The following is an 18,709-nucleotide window of genomic DNA, read 5'->3' as shown; positions in this document are numbered from 1 at the left end:
GTTTTTAGTCCCTGAAAGGATTTAACGGTACACAGGAATACTGAAGCCTATACATAAAAAAGCCGTGTCATACCACGGCTTACCTGACCACTTAAAGCCAAATACCTGCGATCAGGTGGCGCAGACTATATCACTGAAGCCCAACGCTAACAAATAGCACGACGACTAGTGCTTGCTTTATCACCAGCTTGCGAGACGTGTCACCTGTTTACGCGCAACAATACGTGCCTGTTCATCCACGGCCAGCACCTCTTCCACACTCTGCGGCTCACGCAAATCCATCATCTCCAGTACGGATAAATTCAACGCGGCGATATCAGTAAAGCGGATCTGCTGATTCAGGAATGCTTCGACGGTCACTTCATTGGCTGCATTAAGCGCCGTTGTCGCCGCCTGCCCCTGATCGAAGGCCGTCATCGCCAGTTTCAGGCAGGGATAACGGTCGTAATCAGGCTCGCTAAACGTCAGTGAACTCAGCTTGCAAAAATCGAGAGGCTTAACGCCCGATTTTACGCGGTTTGGCCACGCCATCGTATGAGCAATAGGCGTACGCATATCCGGCTCGCCCAACTGGGCCAGCACGCTGCCGTCCTGATAGCGCACCATCGAGTGAATCACCGACTGCGGGTGGATCAGCACTTCCATCTGTTTCGCCGACGCATTGAACAGCCAGCGAGCTTCAATGTATTCCAGACCTTTATTCATCATGGTGGCCGAATCGACGGAGATCTTACGCCCCATTGACCAATTCGGATGACGACACGCCTGATCCGGCGTCATTGCGCTCAATTCAGACAGTGGCGTTTCACGGAACGGGCCACCAGACCCGGTAAGCAGAATCGACACAACGCCATTCTGCTCCAGGTCAGCGTACCCCAGGTTTTGTTGAAAAGGTTGGGGTAAACTCTGAAAAATCGCGTTGTGCTCGCTATCGACCGGCAAAAGACGCGCCCCACGCTGTTTTACCGCCTCCATAAAAAGGCGTCCGCAGGTGACCAGCGACTCTTTATTTGCAAGCAGAACATCTTTTCCCGCATCAATAGCGGCAAGCGTCGGCAGAAGACCCGCCGCCCCGACGATTGCCGCCATTACCTGATCAACTTCATCAAGCGAGGCCATATCGCAAGCCGCCTGTTGCCCGCTGAGCACTTCGGTACGACAGCCCTTCTCCTGCAACAGCGCTTTCACCTGGCGGGCGCTCTCTTCATCATCCATCACCGCAAAACGAGGGGTAAACTCCATGCACTGTTCGACCATTCGCTGCACGTTTTTTCCGGCCACAAGTGCGGTCACGGTGTAGCTGTCGGGATTATGACGTACGACGTCGAGAGTGCTGCAACCGATAGAGCCGGTCGAGCCGAGGAGAGTGAGATGCTTCATGAGATGCCCAAAAGTTAGACCAGATAAAAGCAAAACGCCGCCAGCAAGACTCAATGTCCTTCTGAACGGCGTTTATCAGTGTATAGCGAAAATCAGAACTGCATCAGTTCCGCTTCTTTTTCTGCCAGCGCCGCATCAATTTTCTTGATCGCCGCGTCGGTCATTTTCTGAATGTCGTCCTGAGAACGACGATCGTCATCTTCGCTGATCTCTTTTTCTTTCAGCAGGGCTTTCACTTTATCGTTCGCATCGCGACGCACGTTACGCACGGAAACGCGACCCTGCTCTGCTTCACCGCGAACGACTTTGATCAGATCTTTACGACGCTCTTCCGTCAGCGGAGGCAGTGGAACGCGAATATCCGCGCCCGCTGAGCTTGGGTTCAGACCCAGGTCAGATGCCATGATCGCTTTTTCAACGGCCGGGCTCATTGAGCGATCGAACACGTTGATTTTCAGGGTACGGGTATCTTCTACCGTCACGCTCGCCAGTTGACGCAGTGGCGTAGGCGTACCGTAGTATTCTACGATGATGCCATCCAGCAGGCTTGGGGAAGCACGGCCAGTACGGATTTTGCTGATTTGGTTTTTGAACGCTTCTACGCATTTGTCCATGCGTACTTCAGCATCTTTTCTGATGTCGTTAATCACGATACGAATCCTTGAAAACTTGTCTCAGGCAGACTATCCGCCAGCACAGCGCTACAGGTGTGCTAAGTATAGTCGCGTTTAATTCATGACAGCGCCAAAGGCGCGTCCAGGTAAGATACCACTACAAAGTAAAGCGGAATCTTACCTGTATTTATCGCCGACGGAAATTATTCCGTAATCAAAGTGCCTTCTTTTTCGCCCATCACGACGCGACGCAGCGCGCCAGGCTTGTTCATGTTGAAAACACGGATCGGCAGTTTATGGTCGCGAGCCAGCGTGAAGGCGGCAAGATCCATCACTTTCAGCTCTTTATCCAGCACTTCGCTGTAGCTCAGCTGATCGTACATGGTCGCTGAAGGATCTTTTGCCGGGTCGGCAGTAAACACGCCATCTACTTTGGTCGCTTTCAGCACCACATCGGCTTCGATTTCGATACCGCGCAGGCAGGCTGCGGAATCGGTGGTAAAGAACGGGTTACCCGTACCGGCGGAGAGGATCACCACGCGGTTGTTGCGCAGCAGGCTGATAGCCTCTGCCCAGCTGTAGTTATCGCATACGCCATTCAAAGGAATAGCGGACATCAGGCGAGCGTTCACATAGGCGCGATGAAGCGCATCACGCATCGCCAGGCCATTCATCACGGTTGCCAGCATCCCCATGTGGTCGCCCACTACGCGGTTCATCCCCGCTTTCGCCAGACCAGCACCACGGAAAAGGTTGCCACCGCCAATGACCACGCCAACCTGAATACCCAGTTCGACCAGTTCTTTGATTTCCTGTGCCATGCGATCAAGGATGCTTGCGTCAATACCGAAGCCTTCCGATCCTTGCAGCGCTTCGCCACTCAGCTTAAGCAGAATGCGTTTGTACACGGGTTTTGCATTGGTAGCCATGTTTCTTTCCTGAGACTGTCAACGATTAAGATGGGGTTAATTCTGGCGACATGATATGTCGCAAATCAGCACAGCGATACTGGAGCCTGTCTGATTTCGTGAGACGGGTGACAAAAAGAAGCCGCCCTCAGGCGGCTCCTTTTCAATCATTAAGACTGCTTGGACATGGCAGCAACTTCTGCTGCGAAGTCAGTCTCAACTTTCTCGATGCCTTCGCCCACTTCGAAGCGGATGAAGCCAGTCACGTCAGCGTTGTGCTCTTTCAGCAGCTGAGCAACAGACTTGCTTGGATCCATTACGAAAGGCTGGCCAGTCAGAGAAACTTCGCCGGTGAATTTCTTCATGCGGCCTTCAACCATTTTCTCTGCGATTTCTTTTGGCTTACCAGACTGCATCGCGATGTCCAGCTGAACCTGGTACTCTTTCTCTACCACTTCAGCAGACACGTCTTCTGGCTTAACGAATTCTGGTTTGCTTGCAGCGATGTGCATTGCCAGCTGTTTAACCAGCTCTTCGTCAGCGCCTTTAGCCGCAACCAGAACACCGATACGCGCGCCGTGCTGGTAAGAGCCCAGAACATCGCCTTCCAGGGAAGATACGCGACGGATGTTGATGTTCTCACCGATTTTAGCAACCAGCGCAACACGCTCTTCTTCGAACTGTGCTTTCAGCACTTCAACGTCAGTGATTTTGCCTGCAACCGCTGCGTCCAGAACTTTGTTAGCAAATGCCTGGAAACCAGCATCTTTAGCAACGAAGTCAGTCTGGCAGTTAACTTCCAGAATGATGCCGTAGTTGCCGTCGATTTTGGTGATGATCACGCCGTCAGCAGCAACGTTGCCTGCTTTCTTAGCTGCTTTGATCGCACCGGATTTACGCATGTTTTCGATTGCCAGCTCGATGTCGCCGTTCGCTTCGGTCAGCGCTTTTTTGCAATCCATCATGCCTGCGCCAGTACGCTCACGCAGCTCTTTTACCAGGGATGCGGTAATTTCAGCCATTCTTAAATCCTCGGGAGATGTGAACTGCCCGGCCGGGAGCCAAACAGTATAAATTGAAAAAAGGGGCCGATAATGGGCCCCTATTCATACACGGTACTAATAAGGGGTAAAACCTTATTATTCAGCTTCTACGAAGCTTTCTTCCGCCTGAGAAGCCAGATCCTGGGAACGGCCTTCACGAACGGTAGCAGCTACAGCGCTCAGGTACAGGCTAACAGCACGGATTGCGTCGTCGTTACCCGGGATAACGAAGTCAACACCGTCCGGATCGGAGTTGGTATCAACGATAGCGAATACCGGGATACCCAGGTTGTTAGCTTCTTTGATTGCGATGTGCTCGTGGTCTGCATCGATTACGAACAGCGCGTCTGGCAGGCCGCCCATATCTTTGATACCGCCCAGGCTGTTTTCCAGCTTGTCCAGTTCACGAGTGCGCATCAGCGCTTCTTTCTTAGTCAGCTTATCGAAAGTACCGTCCTGAGACTGGGTTTCCAGATCTTTCAGGCGCTTGATGGACTGACGAACAGTTTTCCAGTTGGTCAGCATGCCGCCCAACCAGCGATGGTTCACGAAGAACTGGTCGCAGCTGTTAGCAGCATCTTTCACAGCTTCGCTTGCAGCGCGCTTAGTACCAACGAACAGAATCTTACCTTTACGGGAAGAGATCTTGCTCAGCTCAGCCAGGGCTTCGTTGAACATTGGTACAGTCTTCTCAAGGTTGATGATGTGAACTTTGTTACGTGCGCCGAAGATGAAAGGCTTCATTTTCGGGTTCCAGTAACGGGTCTGGTGACCGAAGTGAACACCAGCCTTGAGCATGTCGCGCATGGAAACAGTTGCCATGTTTAAAACCTCTATATTGAAAGTTGGGGTTATGCCTCCACGTATCCCATATTACCGACCCCGAAGGGCACCCCGGAATATGTGCCGATACGTGTGTGTTGTTACACAAAGTGAGATTTGTCGCTCCCGTCCAGCCTGTGTATCTGAGATGGATCGGAAGTCCGGCGCGCTTTATATCACAAAACACGGCCAGAAACCAATAATTGTTGGCGGAGTGTGCTGTTAATGATTCTCAATTTGGCACGGGGTGCGCCTGACTGATACCATTGACAACACTTACACTAGTATTGTCGAAAAAATCGACACCGATGGACAGATTACATGGCTATCTCTATTAAGACACCTGAAGAAATTGAAAAGATGCGCGTCGCCGGTCGTCTGGCCGCTGACGTGCTTGAAATGATCGAACCGTTTGTGAAACCGGGCGTCAGCACCGGCGAACTGGATCGCATCTGTAACGACTATATCGTCAACGAGCAGCACGCGGTCTCCGCCTGCCTTGGCTATCACGGTTTTCCAAAATCCGTCTGCATCTCTATTAATGAAGTGGTTTGCCACGGCATTCCGGATGACGAAAAGCTGCTGAAAGATGGCGACATCGTCAACATCGACGTGACCGTCATTAAAGACGACTACCACGGTGACACCTCTAAGATGTTCATCGTTGGCAAGCCAACGATTCTGGGCGAGCGCCTGTGTAAAGTCACCCAGGACAGCCTCTACCTGGCGCTGAAAATGGTGAAGCCAGGCATCCGCCTGCGCACCATCGGCGCCGCAATCCAGAAGTTTGTGGAAGCGGAAGGTTTCTCCGTGGTGCGTGAATATTGCGGTCACGGTATTGGTCGTGTGTTCCATGAAGAACCGCAAGTTCTGCACTATGATGCAGACGACGGTGGCGTAGTGCTGCAAAAGGGCATGACCTTTACTATTGAGCCAATGGTCAACGCGGGCGATTACCGCATCCGTACCATGAAAGATGGCTGGACGGTAAAAACCAAAGACAGAAGCTTGTCTGCCCAGTACGAGCATACTATTGTGGTTACAGACAACGGCTGCGAAATTATGACGTTGCGCAAGGATGACACCATCCCGGCGATACTGACGAACATTGAGTGATAAGAAGCCGGCGAATGCCGGCTTTTTTAATGGCGATAGCTTTTTCTTATGGGTGGCGCACGATGAGTAATCTCTTACCCGAACAGTATGCTAACACAGCACTTCCCACCCTCCCCGACCAGCCTGACAACCCGGGCGTCTGGCCACCGCATGAGCTGACCTGCGCGCATATCAAATCCCATATGGCGGTTTTCCATCGCTGGCTGGGTAGCGCATTTGATGCAGGCGTCTCAGCCGAACAGCTCATTGAAGCGCGCACCGAATTTATCGACCAGCTCCTGCAACGTCTGTGGATCGACTACGGTTTCGGGCAGGTGAGCGACGTCGCGCTGGTTGCTGTCGGCGGATATGGCCGGGGTGAACTGCATCCGCTCTCTGATATCGACCTGCTAATCTTAAGCCGTAAAAAACTGCCGGACGATCGGGCGCAGAAAATCGGTGAGCTGTTGACCCTGCTCTGGGACGTGAAGCTGGAAGTGGGTCACAGCGTGCGCACGCTGGAAGAGTGTCTGCTGGAAGGGTTATCTGACCTGACCGTCGCCACCAATTTAATTGAAACCCGCCTGCTGATTGGCGACGTGGCGCTGTTCCTCGAACTGCAAAAGCACATCTTTAGCGACGGCTTCTGGCCTTCAGAAAAATTCTTCGCCGCGAAAGTCGAAGAACAAAACCAGCGCCACCAGCGCTATCACGGCACCAGCTATAATCTCGAACCGGATATTAAAAGCAGCCCCGGTGGCCTGCGCGATATCCACACGCTGCAATGGGTCGCCCGTCGCCATTTTGGGGCCACCTCGCTGGACGAAATGGTCGGTTTTGGTTTTCTGACCGAAGCCGAACGTAACGAACTCAACGAGTGCCTGCATCTGCTCTGGCGCATCCGTTTTGCGCTGCACCTGGAGGTCACCCGCTACGATAACCGCCTGCTGTTTGACCGGCAGCTTAGCGTGGCGCAGCGCCTGAATTACCAGGGCGAGGGCAACGAGCCGGTCGAGCAAATGATGAAGGATTTCTTCCGCGTCACTCGCCGCGTCTCTGAGCTGAACCAGATGCTGTTACAGCTGTTCGATGAGGCGATCCTCGCGCTGACGGCAGACGAAAAACCGCGTCCGATTGATGACGAATTTCAGCTGCGCGGCACGCTGATCGATCTTCGCGACGAAACGCTGTTCATCCGCGAGCCGGAAGCGATCCTGCGAATGTTCTATACCATGGTGCGCAACAGCACGATCACCGGGATCTACTCCACTACCCTTCGCCATTTACGCCATGCGCGGCGTCATCTGAAGCAGCCGCTGTGTTACATCCCGGAGGCGCGCTCGCTATTCCTGAGCATGCTTCGTCATCCGGGCGCCGTCAGCCGCGGTCTGCTGCCGATGCACCGACACAGTGTATTGTGGGCCTATATGCCACAGTGGTCGCATATTGTCGGGCAGATGCAGTTCGACCTGTTTCACGCCTATACGGTGGATGAGCACACGATCCGCGTCATGCTGAAGCTGGAAAGTTTTGCCAGAGAAGAGACGCGATCCCGCCATCCGCTGTGCGTTGATTTGTGGCCACGCCTCTCTCACCCGGAACTGATCCTGATCGCCGCCCTGTTCCATGATATCGCCAAAGGTCGCGGCGGCGACCACTCCGTACTCGGTGCCCAGGACGTGCTGAAATTTGCCGAGCTGCACGGCCTGAACTCACGTGAGACGCAGCTTATTGCCTGGCTGGTTCGCCATCATCTGCTGATGTCGGTTACCGCTCAGCGTCGTGATATTCAGGATCCGGAAGTGATCAAACAGTTCGCCGAGGAAGTGCAAACGGAGAACCGCCTGCGCTACCTGGTCTGCCTGACGGTAGCCGATATCTGCGCTACCAACGAAACCCTGTGGAACAGCTGGAAGCAGAGCCTGCTGCGCGAACTGTACTTCGCCACCGAAAAACAGCTGCGTCGCGGGATGCAGAACACCCCGGATATGCGCGAGCGCGTGCGCCACCACCAGTTGCAGGCGCTTGCCCTGTTGCGCATGGATAACATTAACGAAGAGGCACTACATCAGATTTGGGCGCGCTGTCGCGCCAACTACTTTGTGCGCCACAGCCCAAACCAGCTTGCCTGGCACGCCCGGCATCTGCTGAAGCACGACCTGACGAAACCAATGATTCTGCTCAGCCCGCAGGCCACGCGTGGCGGAACGGAGATCTTTATCTGGAGCCCGGACCGGCCTTATTTGTTTGCGGCGGTCTGCGCCGAACTGGACAGGCGTAACCTGAGCGTTCACGACGCGCAGATTTTTACCACCCGCGACGGCATGGCGATGGACACCTTTATTGTACTGGAGCCGGATGGCAGCCCGCTGTCGTCGGACAGGCATGAGGGGATACGCTTTGGCCTCGAGCAGGCGATTACGCAGCGCAGCTGGCAACCTCCGCAGCCGCGACGTCAGCCAGCAAAACTGCGCCACTTTACCGTCGATACCGAGGTCAATTTCCTGCCGACCCATACCGACCGTAAATCGTTCCTTGAGCTGATTGCGCTCGACCAGCCAGGGCTGCTCGCCCGCGTCGGCCAGGTATTTGCCGATCTGGGAATTTCGCTTCACGGCGCCCGAATTACAACCATTGGCGAACGAGTAGAAGATTTATTTATAATCGCGACGGCCGACCGGCGTGCCCTTAATAATGACCTGCAACTTGAAGTGCAACAACGGTTGACAGCAGCCCTCAATCCAAACGATAAAGGGTGACGTGTTTTTTAGTGAAATGGAAAGAGTAAACAATGCAGCAGTTACAGAACGTTATTGAGTCCGCTTTTGAGCGTCGCGCCGACATCACTCCGGCAAATGTGGATACCGTGACCCGTGAAGCGGTAAACCAGGTTATTTCCCTGCTGGATTCCGGCGCGCTGCGCGTGGCAGAAAAAATCGACGGTCAGTGGGTTACTCATCAATGGCTGAAGAAAGCTGTGCTGCTCTCTTTCCGTATCAACGATAACCAGGTTATCGACGGAGCAGAAAGCCGCTACTTCGATAAAGTGCCAATGAAATTTGCGGATTACGACGAAGCGCGCTTCCAGAAAGAGGGCTTCCGCGTAGTACCACCGGCAGCCGTTCGTCAGGGGGCATACATCGCACGCAACACCGTGCTGATGCCATCCTACGTGAACATCGGCGCCTACGTTGACGAAGGCACCATGGTGGACACCTGGGCTACCGTCGGCTCCTGCGCGCAGATCGGTAAAAATGTTCACCTGTCCGGCGGCGTCGGCATTGGTGGCGTTCTGGAGCCACTTCAGGCTAACCCAACCATCATCGAAGACAACTGCTTCATCGGCGCACGTTCCGAAGTGGTTGAAGGCGTGATCGTCGAAGAAGGTTCTGTGATCTCCATGGGCGTGTACATTGGCCAGAGCACCCGTATTTACGATCGCGAAACCGGTGAAATTCACTACGGCCGCGTTCCAGCCGGTTCCGTTGTGGTTTCCGGCAACCTGCCGTCTAAAGATGGCAAATACAGCCTGTACTGCGCGGTCATCGTGAAAAAAGTGGATGCGAAAACGCGCGGTAAAGTGGGCATCAATGAACTGCTGCGCACCATCGATTAATCGGGTATAACAAAAAGCGGGGGCAACCCCGCTTTTTTTATATCCGAAGGTGGCGAAAATAGATTTTTTCGTTAATTATTCATAGGTTATGTTGAGATCAAGGGTACCGCTATGTACGATAATCTGAAAAGTCTGGGCATTACCAATCCTGATGAAATTGATCGTTATAGTCTCCGCCAGGAAGCCAATAACGATATTTTGAAAATCTATTTTCACAAGGACAAAGGAGAGTTCTTCGCCAAAAGCGTGAAATTTAAATACCCACGCCAGCGTAAGACCGTTGTCGCTGACGGTATCGGTCAGGGATATAAAGAAGTACAGGAAATCAGCCCTAACCTGCGCTACGTTATCGACGAACTCGATCAAATCTGCCAGCGCGATCGCAGCGAAGTCGATCTGAAACGTAAGATCCTTGACGACCTGCGTCACCTGGAAAGTGTTGTTACCCATAAGATCAGCGAAATTGAAGCTGATCTTGAGAAATTGACGCGTAACAAATGAGCCGTTTTATTGCCCGGTGGCGCTTCGCTTACCGGGCCTACGAACGCATGTAGTCAGGGTAAAGCGAAGCCGCCACCCGGCAAACAGCATCATCTTTGTTCATCCAGCTGCAACGCCACATACAGCAGTAGCCGGTCGTCAAAATTCCCTAAATCCAGCCCCGTCAGTTCCGAGATCCGGTTTAACCTATACTCCAGCGTATTACGGTGAATAAACAGCGCTTTTGACGTTGCCAGCGGCTGCACGTTATGCCGGAACCACGCCTGCAACGTGCGGCGCAGCAGCCCGTTGTTGTCCATCGCTTTCAGACGCACAAGCGGGCGCGCCAGCTCGTTGGCCTGCCAGCCACCTCGCAAACTGTCGAGCAGGACCGGCAGCATCAGATCCTGATAGAAATAACTGCGGCTCTCCGGCATACGCTGTTTACCCACCATCATGGTGGTGCGCGCCGTTCGCCATGAACGGGCGATACTTCCCGGCCCGGTAAAGTAATTTCCCAGCGCGACGCGAAAACGGAGCTGTCCGTTCTCCTTCATGCGCTCGATGAGCAGCTCAACGCGGCGACGATGATCTTCCGCGTCCCAGCGGCCAAACTGATTAAGCGCAGGCTTGAGCACCACCATTTCCGTCAAAGAGACGATTGCCACCAGGTTGTTACGCTCCGGCGTCGCCAGCATATTTTGCAGCTGCTGTAGCTCCACCATGGCGCTGTCCACACCAAGCTGGCCGCTATCCACCTCAATCACGGCGACCACGCGCGGCTGATTCAGGTCGATACCCAGACGCTGCGCCCACTCACTCAGGGCAGGCGTGTGCTCCTCCGCCTGGATCAAATTCATCACCAGCTCTTCACGCAGGCGGCTGTCCTGGGCGAGCAGGTGCATCAGACGCGACTGCTCCAGCATCATCTCCGCCGTCATGCAGACCAGCTCGCCGTATTTACGCAGCGATTCAGGATCGCCGGTCAGACCGATAACGCCAACAATCTCTCCTTCCAGACGCAGCGGCAGGTTGATCCCCTGACGGACCCCGTGCAGATGTTTCGCCACGGCGTCATCAATGTCGACCACGCGCCCCTGAGAGAGCACCAGCAACGCCCCTTCGTGCAATTCACCAATACGCTCACGATCGCCGCTGCCGATAATGCGCCCTCGGGCGTCCATTACGTTGATATTGGTATCGATGATTCGCATGGTGCGCGCCACGATATCCTGCGCCATTTTGGTATCAAGATGCCAGCCAGCCATATAACCCTCCCGTGAGCAGAGCTCAAGCATAGGGAAGTTCAGCTAAGGCTGCATTGTGCAGATGCCCAAAGGCAGAGAGAGATGTATGGAGTTGTGGGAAAGGTCACAGAAAAGAGAAAGCCCCTGCGTACAGGGGCTTAAGAAGATTACTGCATCAGGAGATAAATAGAGGTATCACCACGCTGAATATTCAGTGCCAGCACGGACGGCTTGCTGTCGAGAATTTTGCGCAGTTCAGCGATGTTTTTCACCGGCTGCTGGTTAGCGCCCATGATCACATCACCTTTTTTCAGGCCGATACGGGCAGCAGGTGAGTTCGCTTTCACGTTGTTCACCACCACGCCTTTATCTGCCCCTTTGTTGCTCATCTCAGCACCTTCAATACCGCTGAAGATGGTGCTGGAATCCACCTGATTCTGACTGCTCTGTTGCAGTTCCAGGCTCACGTTAACTGGCTTACCTTCACGCAGCAGGCCGAGGGTCACTTTACTGCCGATTGGCATAGAACCCACTTCCGCACGCAGGGCGGCAAAGCTGCTGATCGGTTTACCGTTCAGAGAGGTGATCACGTCACCCGCTTTAATGCCGGCTTTCGCCGCTGAAGAGTTCGGCATGACCTGGCTCACGAATGCGCCGCGCTGAGCGTCCACTTTCATTGCTTTCGCCAGCTCGGAGTTCAGCTCGGTCCCCATGATACCCAGCTCACCACGTTTCACCTGTCCATATTGCACCATCTGCGCAGTCAGGTTTTTCACCATGTTGCTCGGGATAGCAAAGCCGATACCGATGTTGCCACCGTCCGGTGCCAGGATAGCGGTGTTGATACCGATCAGTTCACCGTTCAGGTTAACCAGTGCACCGCCGGAGTTACCGCGGTTAATGGCCGCATCCGTCTGGATGAAGTTTTCATAGTTTTCCGCATTCAGGCCGCTACGTCCCAGCGCGGAGACGATACCCGAGGTCACGGTTTCGCCCAGACCAAACGGGTTACCGATGGCGACAGTGTAGTCACCCACGCGCAGCGCGTCAGAGTCGGCAAGCTTAATCGCCGTCAGGTTCTTCGGATCCTGAATTTGAATCAGTGCGATATCGGAGCGCGGGTCTTTACCGACCACTTTGGCATCGAATTTACGGCCATCGCTCATCTGAACCTTAATGGTGTTAGCATTATCTACCACGTGGTTATTGGTCACCACGTAGCCTTTCGCTGCATCAATAATAACGCCCGAGCCGAGTGCCATGAATTTCTGCTGCTGGCCGCCGCCCTGACCGTCATCCCCTGCGCCGCCGCCCTGACAGAACGGAGAACTCTGGAATGGCGAACCGTCCTGGCAGAATGGCGAATTGTCGCCGAAGAACTGCTGGAAATTACGCGGCATACGCGGCGTATTGACGGTTGTGCTGCCCTCAACGTTAATACTCACCACCGATGGCATCACTTTTTCGAGCATCGGGGCCAGGCTTGGCATCTGCTGCGCAGTCGCTGCCGAGGAAGCTGTCTCGGCCGCCGTCGCCAGAGGGGACAACGCTAAACCTAAACTCAGAGCCAGTGCACTCATTGCTAATGTGGTTTTTTTCATGTTTCTCAATCTCGATTTACCAGATAACGCAAAATTGCTGTGTAACTCAGATTCGTTTTATACCGCTTAGTTCCGGGATTAAGTTTATGGAAAAAGTAAAAATTTATTGGTCGTCTTTACAAAACTCATGGCTTATTCAACGGCCATAAGCTTGCGGTATTCATCCCAGGCATACAAATCTGTCATCCCGCTGATATAGTCCTGGATAAGACGACAGCGATAATAATATTCCATGACTGGCCATTGGGAAGAATGACGATCTATTTTACTGACGGCCTCAATGTATGCCAGCCGGTGACGGGTTGAAAGCTTCTGATAGAGACGAGATTCAATCGGCAGGCGGCGAACACGTTCATTTTCGACCAGCTCGTAAAACTCATCGACCGTCAGCTGGAGCAGCGGGCCATAAATTTCCAGCAACCCGCTGATAACCCGGTATCCTTGCAGCTCCAGCTGTTCGACATCCGGGTGGCTGAAAACATGGCGAACAGCCACGTTTTTATATAATTCAAGCAGCTGACTAAAACTGCTCTCATCTTCCAGCAGGGCGTGATTAAATTCCCCGCTAAATATCATCGGCAAATTATCAATGAAACGGGCGGCCGCATACGGCACCAGTTTATTCAGCGTATTGACCCGCAAATACATAAAGAACTGATCTTCGGTACTGCGGCTCAGCGAATTTGAACGCGATTTATCCCAGGCATTCTCGACGACCTGTGCAAACAGAGAACCTTTTTCATGCTCTCCCCAGGCATCGTGAAGATGCTGATACAGCTCCTCGACGCTGAATATTCTTTTTTCCACTGCGTCTTCCAGATCGGCCACGCAATAAGAAATGTCATCAGCCGCTTCCATAATCCACGTCAATGGAAAACGGCCATTCGGCGTTAGCGAAAGTTCTTTACGCAACCGTTCAATGTACGCTTCTTCCGACAGGTAATAGCCCGGTTTTTTCATCAGGTAGCTATGGGTGGCAGGCGTTTCCCCCATCCACCACGCGGGACGCGTGTATTTGAGAATACAGCCCACCTGCGCCCAGGTCAGATTCATGCGCATCAGGGAGTGCACCAGACGGATCCCCTGCGCGTTACCTTCGAAATGACACAGATCCTGACGCACCTTGCGGCGCAGATCGTTCAGGCTATCTTCGCCCTCACGCAGGCGTAAATCGCGTACCACACAGCGGTCATCGCTGAGCGGCTGGCTTATGGCGTCAGAGGGAAAAAGCCGCTGTTTAAACCAGTCATTGATGGCGGCCTCGCCGAAATGACCAAAGGGAGGATTGCCGATATCGTGCATCAGGCAGGCCATCTCAACGATGCTTTCGAACGGCCCGGTCAGTTCATCCAGCCCGTAGGTTTCCAGCAGACGTTGCTCTTTAAGACGGCTGAGGATCTCTTTCGCAATGTAGCGCCCCACCTGCTGCACTTCCATGGAGTGCGTTAACCGCGTACGCACCGCAGCGTTACGCTCCAGCGGGAACACCTGGGTTTTTTGCTGTAACCGGCGGATGGCGGGCGAATTGATGATGCGTCCGCGATCGCTTTCAAAAATGCGCAGGATCTCATGTTCGCTCTTATCGCCCTGCGGCGAACGGAAACGTCGGTGCCAGTTAATTTTGGTGCGAAAATCGATTGGTGCCATGTGCTCCCCCGCGTGAGAATGCGTTTCCCCTTAACCGCATGATAGACTATGCATCTTAACAAGGCACATCGCGAGTAAATCTATGAAAATCGGCATTATTGGTGCAATGGAAGAAGAAGTTACGCTGCTGCGTGACAAAATTGAGAACCGTCAGACCCTCTCCCTTGGTGGCTGTGAGATCTACACCGGCCAGCTGAACGGCGTTGACGTGGCTCTGCTGAAATCAGGCATCGGTAAAGTTGCAGCGGCACTGGGCGCGACCCTGCTGCTTGAGCGCTGCAAGCCTGACGTTATCATTAATACAGGTTCGGCGGGCGGTCTGGCGCCGACGCTGAAAGTGGGCGATATCGTGGTTTCCGACGAAGCGCGTTACCACGATGCAGATGTCACCGCATTCGGCTACGAATATGGTCAGCTTCCGGGCTGCCCGGCCGGGTTTAAAGCGGATGATAAGCTGATTGCCGCCGCTGAAAGCTGCATTAACGAGCTGAACCTCAATGCGGTGCGTGGCCTGATCGTCAGCGGCGATGCCTTTATCAACGGCTCTGTTGGTCTGGCGAAAATCCGTCATAACTTCCCGCAGGCTGTGGCCGTTGAGATGGAAGCCACGGCCATTGCGCACGTGTGCCATAACTTCAGCGTGCCGTTCGTGGTCGTTCGCGCGATCTCTGACGTGGCGGACCAGCAGTCCCACATCAGCTTCGACGAGTTCCTGGCCGTTGCGGCCAAACAGTCCACCGTGATGGTGGAAACCCTGGTGCAGAAACTGGCGCGTGGGTAAGGTGTCATTCAGGGCGCTGGTCGCCCTGCTTCTGCTCGCCCCGGCCTGGCTCATCGCCGCGCCGCGGGTGATCACACTCTCCCCTGCCAATACGGAACTGGCGTTTGCCGCCGGGATTACGCCCGTTGCGGTGAGCAGCTTTTCCGATTATCCACCGCAGGCCGCCCAAATCGAACAGGTTGCCACCTGGCAGGGAATGAACCTGGAACGCATCGTGGCGCTGAAGCCCGATCTGGTTCTTGCCTGGCGCGGTGGTAATGCCGAACGACAGGTGAACCAGCTCTCTTCGCTGGGAATAACGGTAAAATGGGTAGATGCGGTGAGCATCGAACAGGTGGCGCAAACCCTCCGGGACCTCGCGCCCTTCAGCCCTACCCCCCAACGCGCCGAGCACGCTGCACAGCAGATGCTCAACGACTATGCTGCGCTAAAAACCCGATACGGCACGCAACCGAAACAACGCGTTTTTCTGCAATTTGGCAGCCAGCCGCTGTTCACTACCGGGAAAGGTTCGATCCAGAACCAGGTGCTTGAGATCTGTGGAGGTGAAAATATCTTTGCCGAAAGCCGGGTCCCCTGGCCGCAGGTCAGTCGTGAGCAGGTTCTGGCGCGACAACCGCAGGCCATTGTGGTGGTCGGAAATGCGAGCGAGATTCCTAAAATAGAACAATTCTGGCATCGGCAGCTTAAAATTCCGGTCATCGCACTCAACAGCGACTGGTTTGAACGCGCCAGCCCGCGTATTATCCTCGCCGCAAAACAACTCTGCGCCGAACTGGCAGAGAGTCACTCAAACAGATAAATACCCTATTCGAGGATTTAACGATGCTCGTGTATTGGCTGGATATTCTTGGCACAGCCGTTTTTGCTATCTCCGGCGTTTTGCTTGCCGGAAAACTACGCATGGATCCTTTTGGCGTACTGGTGCTCGGCGTCGTTACGGCGGTAGGCGGCGGAACGATTCGCGATATGGCGCTGGCAAACGGCCCGGTATTCTGGGTAAAAGATCCAACGGATCTGGTGGTGGCGATGGTCACCTGCCTGTTAACCATCGTGCTGGTTCGTCAGCCTCGCAGACTACCAAAATGGATATTGCCGGTGCTGGATGCCGTCGGTCTGGCGGTCTTTGTGGGAATAGGCGTGAATAAAGCCTTTATTGCCGGGACTGGCCCGCTGGTGGCGATCTGTATGGGCGTGTTGACCGGCGTGGGCGGAGGGATTATTCGCGACATTCTGGCGCGAGAAGTCCCGATGATCCTGCGAACGGAAATCTACGCGACGGCCTGTATCATCGGGGGGATTGTTCACGCCACGGCATATTACACCTTTGCTGTCCCACTGGAAAACGCGGCGATGCTGGGGATGGTGGTAACGCTGGTGATCCGTTTAGCGGCGATACGCTGGCACCTGAAGCTGCCGACGTTTGCACTGGATGAAAATTCAAGATAGGTGTCGTTTATAAGCCCGGTGGCGCTTCGCTTACCGGGCCTACAATTTGCATTCAGGTTAAATACTGAATGAAGAACCACACCCGCAGGTGCTGGTCGCATTCGGGTTAGTCACCACAAAGCGCGAACCTTCCAGACCTTCAGTGTAGTCCACTGAACCGCCCACCAGATATTGCAGGCTCATCGGATCAACCACCAGCGCGACGCCCTGTTTCTCGATAGTCATATCACCATCGTTAACCTGGTCGTCAAAGGTAAAACCATACTGGAAGCCACTACAGCCGCCGCCGGTAATATAAACACGCAGTTTCAGATCCGGATTGTCCTCGTCGGCAATCAGGGTTTTCACTTTTTTCGCTGCTGCTTCGGTAAATTCCAGCGGCAACGCTACGTCATCACTCATCTTATGCTCCCATGAATACTGCGACTGCTATTGGGTAAAAATCACCCAATTCTTTTTGTCATTATCTAATACCCTGGTAATTCATTCAAGTATTCTGCTTCAGGGCCTGTTCAGCTTCCTGTTTCGCCAGGGTACGGGCAAGAATGGTGGAGTATAGCGGTTTTCCACCCAGGAATTGGGCTAATAGTGTCGCGCCGAGGCAGGTAATGATCATTGGCAAAATGAGCTGGTAATTGTCGGTCATTTCCAGCACCAGCACGATCCCGGTCAGCGGCGCACGCAGGGAGGCCGCCAGCAGCGCCCCCATTCCCGCAACCGCAAACGTTCCCGCATCCAGATGGTAGGCCGGGAAGCCTGCCGCCGCCGCCATCCCGAACGCCGTACCCAGCAGCGTTCCCAGCGCCAGCATCGGGGCGAAAATGCCGCCCGGGGCACCAGAGGAGAAGCACAATACCGTGGTGATGACGCGTGAAATAAACATAAACAGCAGCAGGCCTACGCTGAAATTCCCCGCCGCGGCAATGGGAATCAGACCGAAACCGCCGCCCGCCGCATTCGGTTCGATAAAACCGAGGATCCCGCACACGCCACCAAGCAGGCCCCCCACCAGCACCCATTTCGTGGTATTTCCGCCATGGATGCGCTGAAACATATCCTGAGCCCGTAAAATCAGGGTGTTAAAAAGCGGGCCAACGACGCCAAAAATCATCCCAAGAATCAGATACAGCCACAAAGTATTGACCGGCGCATTGGTTAGCTTGCCAACTTCAATCACCGCCCCTTCGCCGTTAAAGACGCGAAAGACAATGCTCGACATAATCACGCCGGTAAACACCGCTTTAATGGAGATCAGGTTGTAGCGGAACTGGGCGCGCATCTCTTCAATGATAAACAGGATACCTGCCAGCGGCGCGTTAAACGCGGCAGACAGCCCGGCCGCCGCCCCCGTCGCCAGCAGCGTATGGCGCGCTTCGGCGCTGCGCATACGGAACAGATCGCCGACCATGCGCCCGACGTTACCGCCCAGCTGTACCGTTGGTCCTTCCCGACCGAGCACCATGCCCGCTCCGAGCGTTCCCATCCCGCCGATAAATTTCACAGGAAGCACGCGCCACCAGCGAACCGGGCGTAGCTCTTCCAGCGCCCCCTCAATTTCAGGGATCCCCGAGCCGCCTGCTTCAGGTGCGAATTTACGCACCAGAAAATAGCCCACCATGGCAAACAGGGCCGAAAGGCCAAAGGCCCACACCCAGACCAGCCATTCACGATCCGCAAAGCTGGCGACGGTACCTATACGCCAGTTGAGCACCGCATTGACGGCTTTCTCAAACGCGACGCCTACCAGCCCGGCCAGCGTGCCCACAACGGCGGCTGCCACCAGAATGGCTAACGGGGTTTTGTCACGGTTGAGCAGCCGCCGGATACTGACCCGGTGCTTCGCGCGCGTAAACTGTTGTTGTTCAAAAGAAGGCGTGTTCTCGTTCATTACCTGTTCTGTTTCGTCATACAAAAGGCCGCAGGGATTCTACCAGAGACAATCCCCTCGTCCCCTGAAAAATACTTAACAATTGTTAAGCCTTCTATGGGGCAAAAATTTTATAACCTCTTCCGAATCACTTAGAAT

The 18,709-nt window shown here is 54.2% G+C and carries 17 protein-coding genes; 7 read left to right on the top strand and 10 right to left on the bottom strand.

What is annotated here, in order from left to right:
- Positions 1–180: 180 nt before the first annotated feature.
- The 5 genes from ispC to rpsB all read right to left on the bottom strand — a co-directional run bounded on the left by ispC (position 181) and on the right by rpsB (position 4,767).
- Entirely contained in the window at positions 181–1,380 is a 1,200-nt protein-coding gene (ispC, locus tag ACNQ0T_RS12375) for a 1-deoxy-D-xylulose-5-phosphate reductoisomerase (protein WP_023299367.1), read from the bottom strand.
- Between the two features lie 92 nt (positions 1,381–1,472).
- On the bottom strand, positions 1,473–2,030 hold the full coding sequence (frr, locus tag ACNQ0T_RS12370) for a ribosome recycling factor (RefSeq protein WP_003856180.1): 558 nt from the start codon (positions 2,028–2,030) through the stop codon (positions 1,473–1,475).
- 167 nt (positions 2,031–2,197) lie between these two features.
- Positions 2,198–2,923: a UMP kinase gene (pyrH, locus tag ACNQ0T_RS12365; protein WP_008501910.1), complete on the bottom strand. Its 726-nt coding sequence runs from the start codon at positions 2,921–2,923 to the stop codon at positions 2,198–2,200.
- A 149-nt stretch (positions 2,924–3,072) separates the two neighbouring features.
- Positions 3,073–3,924 (bottom strand): translation elongation factor Ts, encoded by an 852-nt coding sequence (tsf, locus tag ACNQ0T_RS12360; protein ID WP_015572722.1) that lies wholly within the window; start codon positions 3,922–3,924, stop codon positions 3,073–3,075.
- Between the two features lie 117 nt (positions 3,925–4,041).
- Positions 4,042–4,767 carry a 30S ribosomal protein S2 gene (rpsB, locus tag ACNQ0T_RS12355; protein WP_022647105.1) on the bottom strand — a complete coding sequence of 242 codons (726 nt, stop codon included), beginning with the start codon at positions 4,765–4,767 and terminating at the stop codon, positions 4,042–4,044.
- Positions 4,768–5,088: 321 nt separating this feature from the next.
- Here rpsB and map point away from each other — a divergent pair, with 321 nt between their 5' ends.
- The 4 genes from map (at position 5,089) to ACNQ0T_RS12335 (ending at position 9,979) form a co-directional block, all read left to right on the top strand.
- Positions 5,089–5,883, top strand: coding sequence for a type I methionyl aminopeptidase (gene map, locus ACNQ0T_RS12350; protein WP_022647104.1), 795 nt, complete (start codon positions 5,089–5,091; stop codon positions 5,881–5,883).
- Between the two features lie 62 nt (positions 5,884–5,945).
- A complete protein-coding gene (gene glnD / locus ACNQ0T_RS12345; RefSeq protein ID WP_032676702.1) occupies positions 5,946–8,621 on the top strand; it encodes a bifunctional uridylyltransferase/uridylyl-removing protein GlnD in 2,676 nt (891 codons plus the stop codon).
- Positions 8,622–8,653: 32 nt separating this feature from the next.
- Entirely contained in the window at positions 8,654–9,478 is an 825-nt protein-coding gene (dapD, locus tag ACNQ0T_RS12340) for a 2,3,4,5-tetrahydropyridine-2,6-dicarboxylate N-succinyltransferase (RefSeq protein WP_023299365.1), read from the top strand.
- A gap of 111 nt (positions 9,479–9,589) precedes the next feature.
- Positions 9,590–9,979, top strand: coding sequence for a DUF3461 family protein (locus tag ACNQ0T_RS12335; RefSeq protein ID WP_022647102.1), 390 nt, complete (start codon positions 9,590–9,592; stop codon positions 9,977–9,979).
- A gap of 89 nt (positions 9,980–10,068) precedes the next feature.
- Here the strand turns inward: ACNQ0T_RS12335 and ACNQ0T_RS12330 are convergent, their stop codons facing one another.
- The 3 genes from ACNQ0T_RS12330 to dgt form a co-directional block, all read right to left on the bottom strand.
- Positions 10,069–11,226: a CdaR family transcriptional regulator gene (locus ACNQ0T_RS12330; protein WP_003856217.1), complete on the bottom strand. Its 1,158-nt coding sequence runs from the start codon at positions 11,224–11,226 to the stop codon at positions 10,069–10,071.
- Positions 11,227–11,372: 146 nt separating this feature from the next.
- Positions 11,373–12,806 (bottom strand): serine endoprotease DegP, encoded by a 1,434-nt coding sequence (degP, locus tag ACNQ0T_RS12325; RefSeq protein WP_022647101.1) that lies wholly within the window; start codon positions 12,804–12,806, stop codon positions 11,373–11,375.
- Positions 12,807–12,938: 132 nt separating this feature from the next.
- Positions 12,939–14,453, bottom strand: a complete 1,515-nt coding sequence (dgt, locus tag ACNQ0T_RS12320; RefSeq protein WP_417930097.1) for a dGTPase — start codon at positions 14,451–14,453, stop codon at positions 12,939–12,941.
- A gap of 82 nt (positions 14,454–14,535) precedes the next feature.
- On the opposite strand from dgt, the gene mtnN reads away from it, so the two are divergent.
- From mtnN to ACNQ0T_RS12305, 3 genes are read left to right on the top strand one after another with little or no spacing between them, the layout of a single operon-like run.
- Positions 14,536–15,234, top strand: a complete 699-nt coding sequence (gene mtnN, locus ACNQ0T_RS12315; protein ID WP_003856223.1) for a 5'-methylthioadenosine/S-adenosylhomocysteine nucleosidase — start codon at positions 14,536–14,538, stop codon at positions 15,232–15,234.
- Positions 15,227–16,036, top strand: a complete 810-nt coding sequence (btuF, locus tag ACNQ0T_RS12310; RefSeq protein ID WP_022647099.1) for a vitamin B12 ABC transporter substrate-binding protein BtuF — start codon at positions 15,227–15,229, stop codon at positions 16,034–16,036. Before mtnN ends, btuF begins: the two co-directional genes overlap by 8 nt.
- Positions 16,037–16,059: 23 nt before the next feature.
- Complete coding sequence (locus ACNQ0T_RS12305; RefSeq protein WP_003856227.1) at positions 16,060–16,683, top strand: TRIC cation channel family protein; 624 nt, start codon at positions 16,060–16,062, stop codon at positions 16,681–16,683.
- Positions 16,684–16,740: 57 nt separating this feature from the next.
- Here the strand turns inward: ACNQ0T_RS12305 and erpA are convergent, their stop codons facing one another.
- Together erpA and clcA are read right to left on the bottom strand one after the other, a co-directional pair.
- On the bottom strand, positions 16,741–17,085 hold the full coding sequence (erpA, locus tag ACNQ0T_RS12300; protein ID WP_003856230.1) for an iron-sulfur cluster insertion protein ErpA: 345 nt from the start codon (positions 17,083–17,085) through the stop codon (positions 16,741–16,743).
- 85 nt (positions 17,086–17,170) lie between these two features.
- The gene (clcA, locus tag ACNQ0T_RS12295) at positions 17,171–18,571 is read right to left on the bottom strand and encodes a H(+)/Cl(-) exchange transporter ClcA (protein WP_022647097.1); all 1,401 of its coding nucleotides are present in this window, start codon (positions 18,569–18,571) and stop codon (positions 17,171–17,173) included.
- Between the last annotated feature and the right edge of the window lie 138 nt (positions 18,572–18,709).

The sequence above is a fragment of the Enterobacter cloacae complex sp.6700776 genome (assembly GCF_048284255.1).
GTDB classification, from domain to species: Bacteria; Pseudomonadota; Gammaproteobacteria; order Enterobacterales; family Enterobacteriaceae; genus Enterobacter; species Enterobacter intestinihominis.
The sequence above is the reverse complement of the archived record's forward strand: the minus strand, read 5'-3'. Positions and strand labels throughout refer to the sequence as shown.